The sequence below is a fragment of the Calothrix sp. NIES-2100 genome (assembly GCF_963875285.1).
Taxonomy (GTDB): domain Bacteria; phylum Cyanobacteriota; class Cyanobacteriia; order Cyanobacteriales; family Nostocaceae; genus Aulosira.
In genome coordinates this window covers 6465487-6484426 of record NZ_CAWNLA010000001.1, presented here as the reverse complement: position 1 = coordinate 6484426, position 18940 = coordinate 6465487, and the positions used below count along the sequence as shown (strand labels likewise).

Sequence of the window (18940 nt, the reverse complement as noted above, 5' to 3'; positions counted from 1 at the left end):
AACATGACAGGTGAAATTATCAAAGTCCTGTTAGTTGAAGATAACCCCGGTGATGTCCTCTTGTTACAGGAATTTTTACAGGATGTCACTCCATCTGTGATTGAGTTAAAACCTGTTGAACAGCTTGACGAAGCACTCAGCTATCTGGCGCAAGAAAACTTTGATGTCATGCTTTTGGATTTGTCTCTCCCAGATAGTCAAGGATTAGAAACCTTTATTAGAGCGCACAATCAGGTAAAATCAACTCCGATTATTGTCCTCACGGGGATTGCTGATGAAAATTTAGCCCTCAGGGCGATGCAGGAAGGCGCGCAAGATTATTTAGTCAAGGGACAAGTAACAGGCGACTTGCTAGTACGCTCTATGCGTTATGCTATTGAGCGTCAGCGCATAGAAGACGCACTCAGGCAAAGTGAAGAACGGTTTCGCGTAGCCTTAAAAAATTCCCCGATTTTTGTCTTCAACCAAGACCAAGAATTACGCTACACCTGGGTTTATAATCCCGCTTTTGGTTTAACAGTCGAAGAAATGTTGGGTAAACGTGACTCTGAATTAATTTCCTTAGAAAGTGCCCAATATTTGACTGCGCTGAAACTGGGCGTACTAGTTACTGGTGTGGGTACGAGAAAGGAAGTATCTATTACTACCGCTAAAGGAACTCAATATTACGACTTGACTATAGAACCATTGCGCAATGAGTCACAACAAATTATTGGCATCACTTGTGCTTGCATTGACATTAGCGAACAGCAAGCCGCCTTACAACAGCGCAAGTTAGCTGATGAGACAATTCGCGAACAAGCCGCATTACTAGACATTGCTACTGATGCGATTCTCGTCCGAGATTTACAAAACAAAATTCTCTTTTGGAATCAAGGTGCAGAAAAACTTTATGGCTGGTCAGCAGCAGAGGCGAAAGGCAAAAACGCCAGCGAAATATTATATGATGATGACCAACCATTAGAAATTAAAGCCGCACTTTTAACCGTCATCAGCACAGGTAAGTGGGAGGGTGAGCTAACTAAAATTACTAAAGCTGGTAAAGACATTTTAGTTGCTAGCCGTTGGAGTTTGGTTTGTGATGAAAAAGGTAGACCCAAATCAATACTTACTGTTGACACAGATATTACCGAGAAAAAACGCCTAGAAGCACAATTATTTCGTGCCCAAAGATTGGAAAGTATTGGCACTTTAGCTAGCGGAATTGCCCATGACCTGAACAATATCCTGACACCGATTTTAGCAGGAGCGCAACTACTACCGCTAAAATTTCCCGATGCAGATCAGCGGACTAAGCATTTGTTAGAAATTCTGGAAATCAACGCTAAACGTGGTGCTGATTTAGTCAAGCAGGTACTGTCATTTGCTAGGGGTGTAGAAGGTAAACGAATTAATCTGCAAATTAGACATCTAATTATAGAAGTGTCCAAGGTCTTAAAAGAGACATTGTCTAAATCTATTCAAGTTTCTGTCGATGTCCCACAAAACTTGTGGATAGTTTTGGGAGATGGGACGCAAATTCATCAGGTGTTAATGAACCTCTGCGTGAATGCTCGTGATGCTATGCCCAATGGTGGTAGTTTATCAATCTCTGCAAAAAATCTGTTTATTGATGAGAACTATGCCCGGATGAACTTAGAAGCTAAAGTTGGGCCATATATAGTTATTACTGTCAGCGATACTGGTGTGGGAATTCCTGAAGAAAATTTAGATAGAATTTTCGAGCCATTCTTCACTACCAAAGAGGTGGGACAAGGTACAGGATTAGGACTGTCTACCGTCCTGGGGATTGTCAAAAGCCACGGTGGTTTTGTAAACGTGTATAGCGAGAGAAATTCTGGTACGCGGTTTCAAGTATATTTACCAGCAACAGAAGGTATAGAAACACATAGCGTAGATGAATTAAAAGTGCTAACTGCACAAGGAGAAATGATCTTGATTGTAGACGATGAACCTGCGATTCAGGAGATTACGCAAACATCCCTAGAAACACATAACTACAAAACCATTATCGCTAGTGATGGCATTGAGGCGATCGCAGTTTATGCTAAACACATGGATCAAGTCAGCGTTGTCCTGATGGATTTGATGCTTCCTTCTCTCGATGGTGTAACTGCCATCCGCACATTAAAGAAAATCAACCCGAATGTGAAAATTATTGCCACTAGTGGCTTGATTTCTAGCCAGAAGATGGAAGCTTTAGCTAGCACTGGTGTCACCACATTTTTGCCCAAACCCTATACTATCAACGAATTATTGCTGACTTTACAACAAGTAATGTCTTGATTTCCCATCTGCTTGAATCTTATCTTAGTGCCATTCGGATATGGGCCTTATGTGTTGAAAAAAAGCGTACTCTCTGCCTTTGCTTGTGATACTTGCGTAAGATTATTCAGCTATAATCTGAGTAAGCACTTATGGGTAAAAGCACAAATATAAGTGCCTGCTAGACTCTAACCCATTTCAAGACTTTTGGATCTTTATCATAACGGTAGGTAAAGCCATCCCTGGCCGGGATCGATTCTCCTTTGCTTGCCTTACTTCTAATAGTATTAATGGAATATAAAGTTAATTCGCTCATTTCCTTATGAGAAAAACCTTCAGTTGTAGTTTTCTGAGCTAATATTGTTGATTGACTTTGTGTTTCACTCTTAGGAGAATCATCTATAGTAATGTCAGTAGTTTCAGGAGAGTTAGAGGTAATTGTTTTTTGATTTCGATATTCCTGCACAGTCACAAGTTGCCAACTGGAATCTTGTGAAAGTTCCAAAACCCATTGATGATAATCAAATAGACTTTCTCTATGCCCTACACTAATAAATGTTGTTTTCGTTGCTTGTAACCGTTGATATAAACTTGCTTCATTTTTCAAATCTAAGGCACTAGTTGCTTCATCTAATATTGTGAACCTGGGATGAGTAACTAATAGGCGTGCGAAAGCAAGGCGTTGTTGTTCTCCTAATGACAATATATTCTCCCAAGGAACTTCAGTATCAAAGCCTTCAACTCGACTTAGTAAATTTTGTAGATTAACTTGTCGCAAAACTTCTTTAAGTTCTGCGTCGGTCATTTGACGATTAGTTTTAGGATAGAGTAACTGTTCGCGCAAAGTACCCAAAATGATATAAGGACGCTGGGGTAAAAATAGGACTTCTTTTAGGAGAGGACGCACTAGACGACCAGTTCCCGCGTTCCACAAACCAGCGATCGCTCTTAATAAAGAACTTTTACCTCGACCACTAGGCCCTACAATTAATAAACCTTCTCCAGGCTGAACGTTCAATGACAAGTTTTCAACAATTACCTGCTCATAGTTTGGCGTTTGTAAGGTAACATGCTCAAAAGCGAAATGATTCTCTTCTATTGTTTTAATAGTACTAACATCTTCGGGTTCTTTTGCCACTGCTTCTAAAGCATCTGAGAACTCAGATAAACGTTCAACATAACTGGAAAATCTGCCGGAAATGCCAAATTCAGCTATTAATTCTTCTACAGCACCAGCAAAAAAATAGCAAGCTGTAGTAGCTTGTCCAATTTCTCCAAAATCAATATCACCTCTAATAAATAAAGGTGCGAGTACTAAAAGCGTGAAAAATTCGATAGCAGCACGATATCCTCTATTAAAGATTGCTTGAGTTCTCTCCCAATTAACCTTGTCTTTAATATTTTTGATAAGATTACTAAATCGCTTGCCAACTATTTTTAATTCCTGTTCTTCCCCTTGAAAAAAGGCTATAGACTCAGCGTGATTGCGGACATGAGTTAGAGAATAACTATAATCGGCTTTAGATTCTAGTTCTGCCTGATTAATTTTAATAAACTCTTGATTTAAATAAACAGCAATCAAGTTACCTACAATTGTATAGGCAAGCAGAGCAATAGCTACTTGTTGGGAAATTGACCAGACAATTATTAGAAAAATCGACATTTCCAGTAGTTTTTCTAAGAAAGTAGCTGAAAAGTTGAGAGCGCTACTGGTAATAGGTTCAATTTCTTGAGATAAACGTTGATCTGGATTATCAATATCTGCTTGAAAATTAATTTTATAATAAGCACGTTTATGTAAATATTTATTTAAAATGTGATTGTTGAGCCATTGATACCAATCAAGAGCAATTTGTTTTCTAATAAATCTAGTAAATCCTACTAAAAGCGTTATAAATACAAGTCCAACAGCGTAAATTGATATAGTATAAGTGAATTTAGAATAATCTTTCTCTTGAATAATGACATCAATTAAATAGCGGTGGATAAAAGTATTAAAAGTATTTGCTCCTACAAGGGCAAGGATTAATATTATTAGGAAAATAAGCATTACCCAGGCGCGAATAACGTCTGAAAATGCTCTGTCTCCTGGCTTGGTCGGATACCAATAAGGTCCGGCGATCGCTGCTACATCTTTCCAAAATCGGAAAAAGTCTGTAAATGCATTTGTTGAGGGTTTAGCTTGAACAACTTGGGTTGTCATATTTGAGAAATAAACTGATATTTTTGAGAGTTCAATTTAAAAGTTATTAGTGCTGAAAATCAGTAATAATTATCGATATAAATTCTTACTAGTCACTCATGTTCCAACTGATATTACCTAATTGTTGAGTGCGACTCAAAGCAGTAAGCACTGCATTAGAAATGATAGTTCGCATACCACCTTTTTCTAACTCGTAAAGACCAGCAGCAGTCACGCCTCCAGGACTTGTGACTTTGTTGCGTAAGACGGCTGGATGTTCGTGAGTTTGAAACATCAGTTCTACACTACCAGCGATGGTATGCAATGTTAATTCTTGAGCTTGTGCGCGAGTTAAACCCATTTGAACGCCAGCATCAATCATCGCTTCAATATACAGAAATATAAATCCAGTTCCGGCGCTACTCAAAGCTGTGGCCATATCAAGGTAGTGTTCATTTTGGGTAGCAAATTCCTTACCCAATGCTTGTAAAATGATTTGGGTATGCGATCGCTGTATTTCGGTCACGCTTTGTGATGCACTCCACACCGTAGTTCCATGACCAACTTGTACGGCAATATTCGGCATTGTCCGAACAACAGCAGTATGATTCAACCCTTGGCACAGAGATGAAATACTTGCTCCACTTACAATACTAATTACTAAAGCATCAGGTAAAATTTTGTCCTTTAGCATAGCCATAACCTCTGCCAAAACCTGCGGCTTTACCGCCAAGATTACAATCGATGCACCTTGCACTGCTTCTATGTTGCTCTTTGTAGTACTTACTCCATATTCTTTTTCTAAATAAAGGCATCGCGCAGATAGAGGATCGCTGACAATAATTAACTCAGATTTTTCAACAGTTTTTGTTGATAACAATCTACTAATTATCATTTCGCCCATCGTACCACCGCCGATAAAAGCAATTTTTAAATTTTTTAGCATATCTTCATCTCTATTTATAAAAATTAATCTTTTGGCTTTATTTGTTTTCCTGGAAAATCTTGCGTCTAAAAAACTTTTTAAATTTTGTATTCCAAACGAAACTAACAGAAATATTTAGCTCATCAAGAGAGTAAACTTGATGCCACCAAAAAGAGGGAAAAAATAGTATTTCACCTGCTTCTAGGATACACTCTATATATTTTGCATTTCTAAATTGAGGAAATTTATCAATGTCAGGTTTATCAATATTTAATTGACTCATGAATGGTACTTTTGAATTTTTAGGGAAAGGATATAGAAACGAACTTTGTTTTGGTTCAAAAAGTAAAATTCGCTTTCGTCCGCGTACTTGACATAAAACACTTTCTACTGGATCGTGATGTAATTGTGTAATATTGCCATTGTTACTCATCCAGAAAATAGTAATCAAAGATAAGTATTTATCAATAAAGTCTGGAATTTCTATCTCTGGAATACCCATCCATCGAGCGGTATTGATGGATAAGTTTTTGTCAATAATATCTGGAATTGTAATATCTGGAAGTAGTTCAGGGAATGTAGTATCAATTGGATATTGCTGAATGTAATAGTATTGATTATCTTTTTTCTTATTTACAATCAAATCTGTGAAGTCAGTAAACTTCATTTTTTTGGTAGGGTAGACTCCAACTTCTGCATCGTAGGTAAATATTTGATTGTCAGAAACGCGAACAGTAATTTCTTTATTACCTAAAACAGTATTTAAGTAATCCAATGACCATAAAGTAAACGCTTTCCATTCAGGTACTATCCCAGTAAAAATTACAGGATGTTTATAAGAGAGGACTGTGCTTTTAAAGTCTTCTGGCGTAGGTTTATGAATACGTTCAATTTGACTTACTGTAGTTTGATTAAATTTATTGTCTACAGTCATATTCATACCCCTCATGTTTGTTGGTGATGAAATCATTTACAAATTAGGCTGAATCGCTGCTTTCAATACAGACCCATGCTCTACATCTGCCAGTGCTTGATTAATTTCTTCTAATGTGTATGAACGACTAATTAGATTTTCCCAAGGAATATTTTTGCTAGCATCGCTGTGGCGTTTTAGTAATTCAATCATTCTATAAAAATGGCTGAAATCAATTCCCCAAGTTCCACGAATATCAATATGTTTGAGATTAATTTCTAAGTGGGGATTGATGAGAATTTCACCCGTATTTGTGTAATGTCCGACAATCACATAACGACCTCCACTTCTGGTCATATTCAAGCCTTCTTTAACAGCAATAGGAACACCTGTGGCTTCAATAGTGACATCAGCACCATGTCCGTTTGTTAATTGCAAAACTCGCTCAATATGCTGTCGTGGATCATCAGCTTTAATTGCAAGGGTTTCATCTACACCGAAGGATTGAGCAACTTTTAATCGACTCTCAAATTTATCAATGACAATTACTTTACCTGCACCTGAAAGCAAAGCGAGAATCGCCGCACTTAAACCCACAGGCCCACAACCCTGGACTACAACAACATCACCAATTTGAATCTGCGCTCGGTCGATAGCGTGTAGTGCAGTTGGTAAAGCACATCCCCCCGCAATAAATTGCTTTGGTGAGACTTCTTCGGGTAAAGCGAGAACTTTCACCCCTGGTTTGAGGTAAATCAGTTGAGACCAACCACCCAACAATCCTTCTTTCGCTGAGTAGGTGACACCATAAACCTTACGTTGGGGACAGCGAGTAGATGCTTTGGCTACTAGACAATACCAGCAGTTGTAACAAGTTTCGTGGACATCCAAAAAAGTAGCGATCGCTCCTGCCTGAAGCAATTTACCATTGATATCAGTAACCCGTCCACCTGTTTCTACTACACGACCAACCGAGAAGTGTCCGGGGATGATGGGATAGGGTACTCCTTCTAAACGCCCATGTAGTAAATGTACATCAGTTCCACAAACCTCACTATATAAGGTTTCAATAATGATTCCACCGTTTTCTAGAATTGGGTCTGGTAATTGTTGCACTTCAACTGGTTGGTTAGGTGCAGTCATTACAGCTGCTAAGGGCATAGATTATTCCTCAATGTATTTTTCCAATTACCTATTAATTATCAGGCTCAAGACCACAAAATAATTTCACCATTAGGAAGTAAACCGATCGCTGACGTAAAAGTTACACGTTGTCCATCCATCGGCTCAACAATGTGAAAATTGCGTGTATTGAAAATGAATACATCTCCCACATAAGGTTGAAAGGTAATCATGTCTGCATCTGCAATTACTGTATCACTATATCCGTAGGAATCGAGCTTATATTGATTGTCTCCTGGTTGCCACTGGCGATCGTAGATACGTGTTTTGCCATGACTATTAGGAGAAAATTTCAAGTACAAATTCCAAGAAAGTTGAGCAGTAATTGTACAAACTTCCCATCCCAATTGCTCAAATGGAGCATAATCAACATGAAGTTGAGTACCTTGCTCTATTTTTCTGATCAGTCCTGCATAATAACTTCCATAATGAGGTTCCGACGCAATTCTTACAGTCGCGCCTGTACACTCTCGAATTTTCATCATTAAGCGTTCTAATGGATTAAAAGAGGCTGCCAGAATTGAGTCTCTTAATTGAGTGGCGCGTTCTACTGCTTGGAAATAAGCTGCTTTACTAATTTGATTATATTCAAACACTGTGATGCCAATTCGCTCAATTTTAGGATACACATTTTGATAACTGTTAAAGTTGAACGATTGAGCTTGAGCAACTAAGCTTTCACACTCTTGGGGTGTGGCAAATTCTTTTAACCGAATTAAAGGAATTTGATTTTCCAAAAGCATTCTTAAAGACTCTGTAGTTAAGGAATACTCTTGCTTGTTTTCCCAAACCTTGGATTTGATTTTGTTAGAAATGGCAGTCATAATGAAGTTCCTTTTTTGCAGGTGTTTACTGACAGTTTAGAGACGCTAATTAGCATCTCTAAAGACTTATTAAATGAATGTTTATTGATGAGCCTGAGCTTGTTCAATAAATTCTTGAAGTTTTTGACCTAGTGCCTGGACATGAGGTGGTAACACCATACTTTCATGATTGCCAGGAACTACAACAGTTTCTATATTTGCCACTAGTTCATGCCAGTAATATTCAAGTTTATCCCAGTGATATTCAAGGCGATCATCATTAAATTCACTGGCTTTCAATAGAACAATTGAACCTGAATAATATTGAGGTTTGTAATTTTGTAAAGCTTGAGTGTTGAGTTGGAAAAGTTCCAGAAGATGGGGAGCTTGATCAAAGTCAAAACCATTTATAACTATATTTTTCTGTTTGGCTTGTTCTCTGACATATACTATCTGTTCCTCTATTTCTAATTGCCGCAGTTCCTCTAAACAAAGGTCTAAACCTTCTTTGAATAACTCTACCAATAGATAAGCATAATCTATTGTTTCTGTAGGAGTTAAAGAAGGAAGAGGAGCATCTAGTATAGCCAACAGAGCTATCTGTTCGCCTTGATGAGAAAGTTGTTGAGCCATCTCAAAAGCTACTAAGCCGCCAAAAGACCAACCAGAGAGAAAATAAGGGCCATGAGGTTGAACAGTTTGTAACTCTTGGATGTAATGAGTTGCCATTTGTTCAATACTAGTATGAGGCTGATTTTCAGGATTTAAACCAACAGATTGTAGTCCATAAAATGGTCTGTCTGAACTCAAATAAGAGGCAAGATGATGATAACAAAGAACATTTCCTCCACCAGGATGAACACAGAAAAGCGGTGCTTTATTGCCATTAGTTTTGATAGGAACTAGGGCAGACCAAGGTAAAGAGTCTCTTGAAGAATCCAGAAAATGAGCTAGTTGTTTGATGGTGGGATATTGAAACAAAATAGCTAAAGGTAAATTTACCTGGAAACGTTTTTGAATCTGGGTCATCAAACGCAGAGCAAGAAGAGAATGCCCCCCAAGTTCAAAGAAATTATCTCCTATACTAATAGGATGAATTTCCAGAATTTCTTCCCAAGTTTGTAACAGTTGAAACTCAGATACATTTCGTGGAGCCTCAAAGTCATTACGTAATTTCTTTTGAACAACTTTCTGAGGCGGTCTAACTTGGGGAATTTTATCTGCTGAAATTGTTTCAATTAAGATTTTCAAGTCCTGTTCTGGAAGCTCAACAATGCTGTTTAATAAAACCTGAAAGTGATCCAAAATTAGAGTGATAGCCTGATTGTCATAACGCGATCGCTGATAAATGATCCGAAAGTCTAGCTCTGAACTTGGGCTAACTAGAATTGTCAAAGCATATTTTGTTTGCGCGCCTATAGCACGGTCTTGAGATTGATTTTGGTCATGGTTTGCAGATTGTTTTGCTGATGAATCGACTGGATAGTTTTGAAAAACTAAAAGACTTTCGTAAAGGGGTAACGATTTAGGTACTTCACTCCATTCGTGAATTTGTCCTTGAGAGCAGTATTCGTAATCGCGTTGGGTGAAATTTTGCTCCTGAATATCTTTTAGCCAAGACCAAAGTGATGCTTGAGGAGACACCAAAAGCCGCATTGGTAGGGTATTAATGAATAAACCTAACATCGATTCAGACCCTACCAACTCTGGAGGACGACCAGAGAAAGTCGCGCCGAATACCACATCTTCCAGACCGCTATAACGACTTAACAGCAAACCCCAAATGCCTTGAACTAAAATACCTAGGCTCAGGTGATGTTGGCGCACCAAAGTCTGTAAAGCAGCTGTCGCTGAAGCTGTCAAACTAGCTCTTTGTTCGCCATAACCCTCTTCCAGGTCGGAAACATCCACAGGATCAGTTTCTATTCCCACTAGGGTTGGGCTTTGGAAACCTTGAAGTTTATTCCGCCAGAATGCCTCTGCTTGGTACAAATCCTGCTGTTTTAACCAGGTAATATAATTTCTGTAGGGATAGCTGGGTTCGAGTAATAAATCTTGACCTTGACTAAACGCTTCGTAGAATGCAAAAACCTCTTTGAAGATGAGAGGCGTAGACCAACCATCTATCAGAATGTGATGAGAAGTCCAGACGAATTGATAAGCATTCGCGTCTACTTGGAAAAGTGCTAAACGTATTAGCGGTGCTTCCGTCATATTGAAACCAAGCAGTCGGTCTGCACTCAGATAAGTTTCTAATTTTTCTTGCTGTTGGAATAGAGAAAGTCCGCGCCAATCTTGCTGTTCCAATGAGATTTCTGCTTCCTTCAGCACAACTTGCAATGGCTCATTTTGATTTTCCCAAACAAAGGCCGTTCTGAGAATTGAGTGGCGATTAACAACACTTTGCCAAGCTCTTGCAAAGGCTAATGAGTCAAATTCTGCAATTTGCAAGTTTAAAATGCACTGTTCGAGATGTATCCCAGACTCAGAAGCAGCTAGAGTCTCAAACAGCATTCCTTGTTGCGAAGGAGAAAGCGGATAAATTGATTCAATGTTTTTATTTGGGAACCGAGTCAATAATTCATCTAGCTGTAATTGATTCAACTGTACATCTGGAAAATCGCTCGGCGTATATCCTCTATTTTCTACTAACTGACAATGCTCTATGATTGAGGCGATCGCCTGAATAAAGTTCTGTGCTAATTTCTCTACTGTGGCACGAGTATGCACATGACTATTGTAAGTCCAATCAATTTTTAATTCGCCTCCTACTACCAGAGCATTAATATCTAATAGATGGTTACGAGTTTGCTTTAAGCTGTGAAGATCTCCAGCAGATTCAGGCGCAAATCTCCAACCAGTTTCTGATTGTACTTGGTCAAACTGCCCCAGGTAATTAAAACTAATTTCGGCAGCAGGAATAGTCTGTATTTGTTCCTTAACAGTCTTATCTTGGCACAAATAACGCAGTATCCCGTAGCCAATGCCACGATTAGGAATTGCGCGTAATTGCTCTTTGATTGCTTTGATAATTTCTCCGGTTTTGTTGATTGCAGGCAGTTGCAATAATACCGGAAATAAACTGGTAAACCAACCTACCGTCCGAGATAAGTCTACATCTGAAAATAGTTCTTCTCTACCATGTCCTTCTAAGTCAATTAGTACCGTTGAATTTTTCGTCCAATCTGCTATTGCAACAACTAATGCACTTAGTAAAATATCGTTGATTTGTGTATTGTAAGCTTCGTTGACTGATAGCAGGAGAGTTTGAGTTTTTTCTTGACTTAATTTTACTGACACAGAAGCAGTATTACTAACTGCATTCTCTTGTTGAATGTCAGCATAATTTGATGGTAATGGAGTTATTTTAGCCCAAGGTTGGTTTAGCCAATAATCTAACTCCAGTTTGATGGTTTCCGATTGAGCATAATTATTTAACTTTTCTGCCCAGTCAATAAATGCTGTTGTTTTTGCATTTAGCTCAATCGGTTTTTGGGCAATTAATTGTTGATAAATGCTTTCTAAGTCTGGTAATAAAATCCGCCAACTTACACCATCTACTGCTAAGTGATGAACAATAATTAGTAACCTAGCATCACTATCATCACCCAAGTTGAACAGGACTACTCGCATTATTGGCCCTGTTGACAAGTTTAAACTTGCTTGATATTCGGTAGCGATTTTTTCTAGGGCTTGTAGTTGTTCGTGTTTGGGCGTTGATGATAAGTCAACTACAGCAAATGGTACGCTATCATCTAACCCTTGATTGATTTGTTTGTATTCATCTGCAACTGATGTGAATCTTAAACGCAAAGCATCGTGATGTTCTAGTAATTTTTTCACGGCTATTGCAATTAATTCACTTTGTACATCATGGGTAACTTGCAATAAAACTGATTGGTTATAGTGATGTGGTTCTGGCTTATTTTGCTCAAAAAACCAGTGTTGAATCGGTGTTAGCGGTGCAAATCCTGTCACTAAACCTTGTTTAGACTCAACACTTACTGTTGTATTAGCAACCTGAGCAAGTTCCGCGATGGTTTGGTTTTGGAATATTTGTTTGGGAGTAATTTGTATTCCTGAGTTTTTAGCACGAGAAACTACTTGAATACTCAAGATAGAGTCGCCACCAATTTCAAAGAAGTTGTCGTGGATGCTAATTTTTTCTTTTAGTAAAAGTTGTTGCCAAATATTAGTTAAAGTTTGTTCTATGGCTGTACGTGGTGCTACGTATTCATTTTCTCGGATAATTTCTGCATCAGGTGTTGGTAGTGCTTTGCGGTCTATTTTACCGTTGGGTGTTAATGGTAGGGTGTCTAAAGTGACAAAGTCACTTGGTATCATATATTCCGGTAGCTGTTGCTTGAGGAATTGACGCAGTTGGTTCGTTGTGAGGGATTCATCACTCTTGACTACATAAGCAACTAAGCGTTTACTTCGGCTTTGCTCAGTACAAGTGTCACCGGGAATATCTTCTCTGACAATGACTACAGCTTGTTGAATTTGGGGGTGGGTGTTGAGGACTGCTTCGAGTTCTCCCAGTTCGATGCGGAAACCGCGAATCTTCACTTGGTTATCGATACGTCCCAGGTATTCAATGTTGCCATCTGCTAAATAACGTACTAAATCACCAGTTTTATAGAGGCGAGAATGTGGTTCATCGCTAAAAGGGTTAGAGATAAATTTTTTGTTTGTCAACTCAGGACGGTTGAGGTATCCTCTTGCTAATCCCGCACCGCCAATGTGCAGTTCTCCTGGTACACCAATCGGAACTGGTTGCAGATATTCATCTAAAATATAAACCTGCGTGTTAGCGATCGCACGACCGATGGGAACAATTTGCCGTTTAATTTCTTGTTGGCAAGTCCAGAAGGTTGCATCAATACAAGCTTCCGTAGGCCCATAGAGATTGTGCAAGTTGACGTTGAGATTATTTAACACTTTCTCTTGCAAAGCAATAGGTAAAGCTTCACCGCCGCAGAAGATATTTTTGAGAGAATGACAATTTTCGAGACCTCCTTGTTCTGCGAGTATTTGTAACAAAGAAGGTACAAATTGAACGGTAGTGATCTGCTGTTGAGAAATTAACTCTAACAGGTAAGCAGGGTCAGCATGACCTCCTGGTTGAGCTAAAACTAACTGTCCGCCTACTAACAAAGGCGCGTAGAATTCCCAAACTGAAGCATCAAAGCTAAAAGGTGTTTTTTGCAGAACTTTGTCTGTTTCAGTCAAGGGGAACTCTATTTGCATCCACATCATGTGGTTGTAAATAGCACTGTGAGGAATTGCTACTCCTTTGGGTTGACCTGTAGAGCCTGAAGTATAAATGACATATGCTAAGTTCTCAGGCTTAACGCTGTAAGCGGGATTTTCATCACTTTGTTGACGAATGATTTCCCAGTCTGTATCCAAAGCAACTACATCTGCTTTAGTAGAAGGCAATTCTAGGATAATTTGTTTTTGGGTTAATAACACTTTCACCTGAGAATCACCCAACATATAACTCAGGCGTTCAACTGGATAATTAGGGTCAAGAGGTACATAAGCACCACCAGCCTTAAGTATCCCCAACAGTCCCACTACCATATCTAAAGAACGTTCCACGCAAATACCTACCAGCACCTCTGGTTTTACACCCAAAGACTGCAAGTAATGTGCTAACTGGTTAGCGCGAGTATTCAATTGCTGGTAAGTCAGTTGCTGATCCTCAAATACAACTGCTACAGCATCCGGGGTGCGCTGAACTTGCTCCTCAAACAACTGATGGATGCACTTATCAGCAGGATAATCTGCTTGAGTGTTGTTCCACTCAAAAAGTAACTGTTTTTGCTCAACTTCTGTCAGCAGGGGCAAGTGTGAGATTTGCTGTTGCGGGTTAGCCACAATACCTTCTAGTAAGGTGACAAAATGCCTTGCCATCCGCTCGATAGTCCGCTCATCAAACAAGTCAGTGTTATACTCCCACGCACCCACTAGTCCAGTGTCAGTGTTCTGCATAACTAAGGAAAGGTCAAACTTTGCCGTTGCACTTTCTGTTGTCAATGGGCTAATAGTTAGCCCATTCAGTTCTATTGCAGACATAGGTGCATTTTGCAGAACAAACATTACCTGGAACAGTGGTGTATGGCTCAGATCCCGTTCTGGCTGCAATACTTCTACGAGCATTTCAAATGGCAAGTTCTGATGCGCGTAGGCATCCATCGCCATGAACCGCACCCGACCGAGTAATTCACTAAAACTGGGGTTGCCTGCTAAGTTAGAACGCATGACTAAGGTATTGACAAAAAAGCCAATTAACCCTTCTATCTCAGAGCGATCGCGGTTAGCAATTGGCGAACCCACCAAAATATCTTCCTGCCCTGTGTAGCGATAAAGCACGGTATCATAAGCGGCTAACAGCGTCATAAATAGAGTACAACCTTGCTGTTGGCTGAGTTTTACCAATCTATCAGTTAACTCGGCTGACAGTGAAAACTCGTGATATGCGCCAGAGAAAGTTTGCACAGCAGGTCTTGGTCTGTCTGTGGGGAGCAACAATAAAGCTGGTGCATCTTTTAGTTGTTGTTGCCAGTAATTTAATTGGCTTTGCAGTACATCGCCTTGCAACCAGTCTCTTTGCCAAATTGCAAAATCTGCGTACTGAATTGGCAGTGGTGCTAAAGGTGACGGCTGACCTTGAGAATAAGCATTGTATAGCGCTGTTAGTTCTTGGATAAATACATTTATTGACCAGGCATCAGAGACAACATGGTGCATACACACTAATAAAGCGTTTTCTGTCTGTGACAGCACTACTAATGTCGCTTTGACTAATGATTCACTGGCCAAGTCAAACGATTGAATCGCTTGTTGTTGCGCTAATTGCTGTAAAGCACTCTCTTGTTCGATTGTAGATAAATGCGTTAAATCAACAACCGATACTATTCCCTGTTCCCTGTCCCCTGTTAAGAATTCCCTAATAATTTGTGTTGGTTGCCCATTAACAGTAACGAAATTAGTACGTAAGGCTTCGTGGCGATGAATAATTTCTTGTAAGCTTTGCTCTAAGGCTGCTTGATTGAGATTTCCTACCAGACGCAAAGCCACAGGAATGTTGTAAGAGGGGCTGTTCGGCTCAAACTGGTCTAAAAACCACAAACGTTGTTGAGCATAAGACAGTGGTAAGTCTGTATTCTTGGCTCTTGGTAGAATTGGTGGTGCAGATAGTTCTAAGTCCTGTTGCTGTAACTGCTCTATCAAATGTGCTAATTCTGCTAGTGTGGCTGTAGCAAACAAATCACGCAATGGTAATTCTACTTTGAAAACGTTGCGGATGCGTGAAACTAGTTGCGTTGCTAGTAGGGAGTGTCCCCCTAAATCAAAGAAGTTATCATGAATGCCGACTGGTTTTACTTTCAGCACTTGCGCCCAAATTTGTGCTAAAAGTTCTTCAATCGGAGTACGAGGGGCGACATATTTATCTGTGATTTCGCTATATAAATCTGGTGCGGGTAAAGCGCGGCGGTCTACTTTACCGCTAGGAGTTAGTGGCAAAGACTCCAATAGCACAAAAGCATTGGGAACCATGTACTCTGGCAGCTTTGCTTTGAGGAATTGACGCAGTTCGCCGATTGAAGGTGTAAAATCCCGATGTCCTACTACGTAAGCGACTAGGCGTTTACTTCGACTTACTTCAGTACAAGTATCACCCGGAGTGTCTTCGCGAGCAATAATACAACATCCTTCCACATCTTCATGCTGGCTTAGTACTGCTTCAACTTCTCCCAATTCAATACGGAAGCCTCGCACCTTAACCTGATTGTCAATGCGTCCCAAAAATTCAATATTTCCATCCGGCAAATAGCGTGCTAAATCCCCAGTTTTATATAATTTTAGATTTTGGATTTTGGATTTTGGATTATTGAAGGGATTGGGGATAAATTTCTCTTGTGTTAACTCTGGTCGGTTGAGGTAGCCCCGCGCCAAAGCAACACCACCAATATACAATTCTCCTGGTATACCGACGGGTACAGGCTGTAGGAACTTGTCTAGGATGTAAATTTGCGTGTTCGCAATGGGTCGTCCAATCGGAGGAAGTAGCGGCCAAGTCTCTACGGGATTAGTCAAAGTAAAAGTGCTGATTGCATGAGTCTCCGACGGCCCATAATGATTGTGTAAAGTGCGATCGCTTAGTTTGCTAAACCACTTAGAAATAGCAGGAGTAATCTGCAACTGTTCCCCAGCTGTAATGATTTCTCGGAGATGACTATTAACTAATTCACTATCAACAGCGACTTCGGCTAATTGCTGTAAAGCAACAAAGGGAACAAACAGTCTCTCCACAGCTTTTTGTTGGAGAAAACCTAACAAAGCTACTGGATCTCGGCGCAATTCCTCTGTAATTAAGAATAATGTGCCTCCTGAACACCAGGTAGTGAAGATTTCTTGGAAGGAGACATCAAAGCTGATAGGAGCAAATTGCAGCGTTCTTGCTCCATTAGAAATTGTAGTATTTTGCAGTTGCCACAAGATCAGATTGCTAAGAGCAAGCTGATTCATGGCTACACCTTTAGGTTGACCTGTAGAACCAGAGGTATAAATTACATAAGCTAAATTAGTTGTTTGTACGCCGGAGATTAAATTGTCTTGACTGGACTGGGAAATTACTTGCCAATCAGTATCTAAAAAGACTTGGTTTGCTTGATTTGGGGGCAATCTGTCAAGAAGGGATTGTTGGGTCAACAACACTGAAACTTGAGCATCTTCTAACATGAAACTCAGGCGCTCAGTTGGATACTCTGGATCAAGCGGTAGGTATGCCCCACCTGCTTTGAGAATCCCTAATAGCCCCACAACCATTTCTAAGGAACGTTCGATACACAACCCCACCAATACATCGGGTTTCACTCCTAAAGACCGCAAATAGTGCGCCAAAGAGTTAGCGCGGCAATTTAATTGGGAGTAAGTCAGTTGTTGATTGCCAAACTCCACAGCTACAGCATCGGGTGTACGCTCTACCTGCTCTTCAAATAACTGATGGATAGATTTATCGCGGGGATAATCTACCTGAGTATTGTTCCATACTAATAACTGTTGTTGCTCAACTTGTGTCAGTAGAGGCAATTGGGAAATTTGCTGCTGCGGGTTGGCAACAACACCTTCGAGTAGAGTAACAAAATGACCCGCCATCCGCTCTATGGTGCTGGAATCAAACAAGTCTGTGTTGTATTGCCATATAGCTACCAGCCCTGAGGGAGTGTTTTTAATGAATAAAGTCAAATCAAACTTGGCTGTTGTTCTTTCTGTCGCTAATGGACTGACAGTAAGCTTAGTCAGTTCTAATTGTGATGTTGGCGCATTTTCCAAGACAAACATCACTTGAAACAACGGTGTATGGCTGAGGTCGCGTTGTGGCTGCAATGCTTTTACCAACTCCTCAAAGGGCAAATCTGGGTGGGTATAAGCTTGCAAAGTCACCTGCCGCACTCGACTGAGCAACTGCTTAAAAGAGGGGTTGTCAGACAAATCGGTACGTAGCACTAAAGTGTTGACAAAAAAGCCAATTAACCCTTCAAGTTCCACGCGATCGCGGTTAGCAAGAGGTGTACCCACTAAAATGTCATCTTGTCCTGTATAGCGATAAAGCAAGGTGACATAAGCTGTAAACAGCGTCATGAATAGAGTAGCTCCCTCTTGCCTACTAAATTGGGCAAGTGCTTGACTCAGTTGGTTTGATAATTCGACATAGTGAATTGCGCCCCGATATGTTTGAATAGCTGGTCTTGGTCTGTCTGTGGGTAATTCTATTAATGTAGGAGCGTTTTTGAGTTGTTGCTTCCAGTAATCAAGCTGCGTTTGCAGTACTTCCTTTTGCAACCATTCCCGTTGCCAAATAGCAAAGTCTGGATACTGAATTGGTAACTCAGGCAGATTTGGGGACGAATGATTACAGATTGCTGAGTAAATCGTTGCTAACTCGCCCATCAATACGCCCATCGACCAAGCATCAAAGACGATATGGTGTATTGTTAGTACCAAAGCGTGTTCTACCTCTGTGAGTTTAACCACACAAGCCCTGATTAAAGGAGAACTAGCAAGGTCGAACGGTCGAGTAGCTTCAGTTAGGGCTAATTTTTGGCAAGCGATTTCTTTTTCACTTTCAGGTAAATGAGTTAAATCTACTACTGGCACACTTAAGGTTAAGCTGTCAGCAATTACTTGAACTGGCTGCTCATTGATAGTGCGGAAATTAGTACGTAAAGTTTCGTGGCGAGAGATAATTTTGTTGAGACTTTGCTCTAGTGCCACGATGTTTAGTTGACCGTGAAGTTTTAGAGCTACGTGTTCGTTATAAAAGGGGTTATCTGGTTCTAACTGGTTTAATAACCAGAGTCGTTCTTGGGCAAAAGATAGAGGTATGTTCTGAGTGCGATCGCCCTTTTTCAGTAATAAATCTGTAGTGGTGTTTCTGTTTTTATCCTGTAGCAAAGAAATAACTTTTGCTTTATTTTTAGCTAATAAATCACGAGTTTCTAGGGTCAATACACCCTTGGGAGCATTAGCACGTAACTGCTCACCTTCAACCCACAACTTTACACCCTGTTGAGTAAGATTAGCTACTAATTGCTCGATGTTCACAGAAATATTACCTCCACTCGGATAATTCGTAATTCGTAATTCGTAATTTATTA

At 40.0% G+C, this 18940-nt stretch carries 7 protein-coding genes; 1 reads left to right on the top strand and 6 read right to left on the bottom strand.

Annotation, left to right across the window (positions count from 1 at the left end; genetic code table 11):
* Positions 1-3: 3 nt before the first annotated feature.
* On the top strand, positions 4-2286 hold the full coding sequence (locus AACU32_RS26265) for a hybrid sensor histidine kinase/response regulator (protein ID WP_096604112.1): 2283 nt from the start codon (positions 4-6) through the stop codon (positions 2284-2286).
* A 160-nt stretch (positions 2287-2446) separates the two neighbouring features.
* Here the strand turns inward: AACU32_RS26265 and AACU32_RS26260 are convergent, their stop codons facing one another.
* The 6 genes from AACU32_RS26260 to AACU32_RS26235 form a co-directional block, all read right to left on the bottom strand.
* Positions 2447-4468 carry an ABC transporter ATP-binding protein/permease gene (locus AACU32_RS26260; protein WP_096604111.1) on the bottom strand — a complete coding sequence of 674 codons (2022 nt, stop codon included), beginning with the start codon at positions 4466-4468 and terminating at the stop codon, positions 2447-2449.
* Positions 4469-4556: 88 nt separating this feature from the next.
* A complete protein-coding gene (gene proC / locus AACU32_RS26255; protein WP_096604110.1) occupies positions 4557-5393 on the bottom strand; it encodes a pyrroline-5-carboxylate reductase in 837 nt (278 codons plus the stop codon).
* A 37-nt stretch (positions 5394-5430) separates the two neighbouring features.
* Complete coding sequence (locus AACU32_RS26250) at positions 5431-6306, bottom strand: cupin-like domain-containing protein (RefSeq protein WP_339378287.1); 876 nt, start codon at positions 6304-6306, stop codon at positions 5431-5433.
* Between the two features lie 36 nt (positions 6307-6342).
* On the bottom strand, positions 6343-7446 hold the full coding sequence (locus AACU32_RS26245) for a zinc-binding dehydrogenase (RefSeq protein WP_096604108.1): 1104 nt from the start codon (positions 7444-7446) through the stop codon (positions 6343-6345).
* A gap of 47 nt (positions 7447-7493) precedes the next feature.
* Positions 7494-8291, bottom strand: a complete 798-nt coding sequence (locus AACU32_RS26240) for a 2OG-Fe(II)-dependent halogenase WelO5 family protein (RefSeq protein ID WP_096604107.1) — start codon at positions 8289-8291, stop codon at positions 7494-7496.
* A gap of 81 nt (positions 8292-8372) precedes the next feature.
* Positions 8373-18887 carry a non-ribosomal peptide synthetase gene (locus AACU32_RS26235; protein WP_096604106.1) on the bottom strand — a complete coding sequence of 3505 codons (10515 nt, stop codon included), beginning with the start codon at positions 18885-18887 and terminating at the stop codon, positions 8373-8375.
* Between the last annotated feature and the right edge of the window lie 53 nt (positions 18888-18940).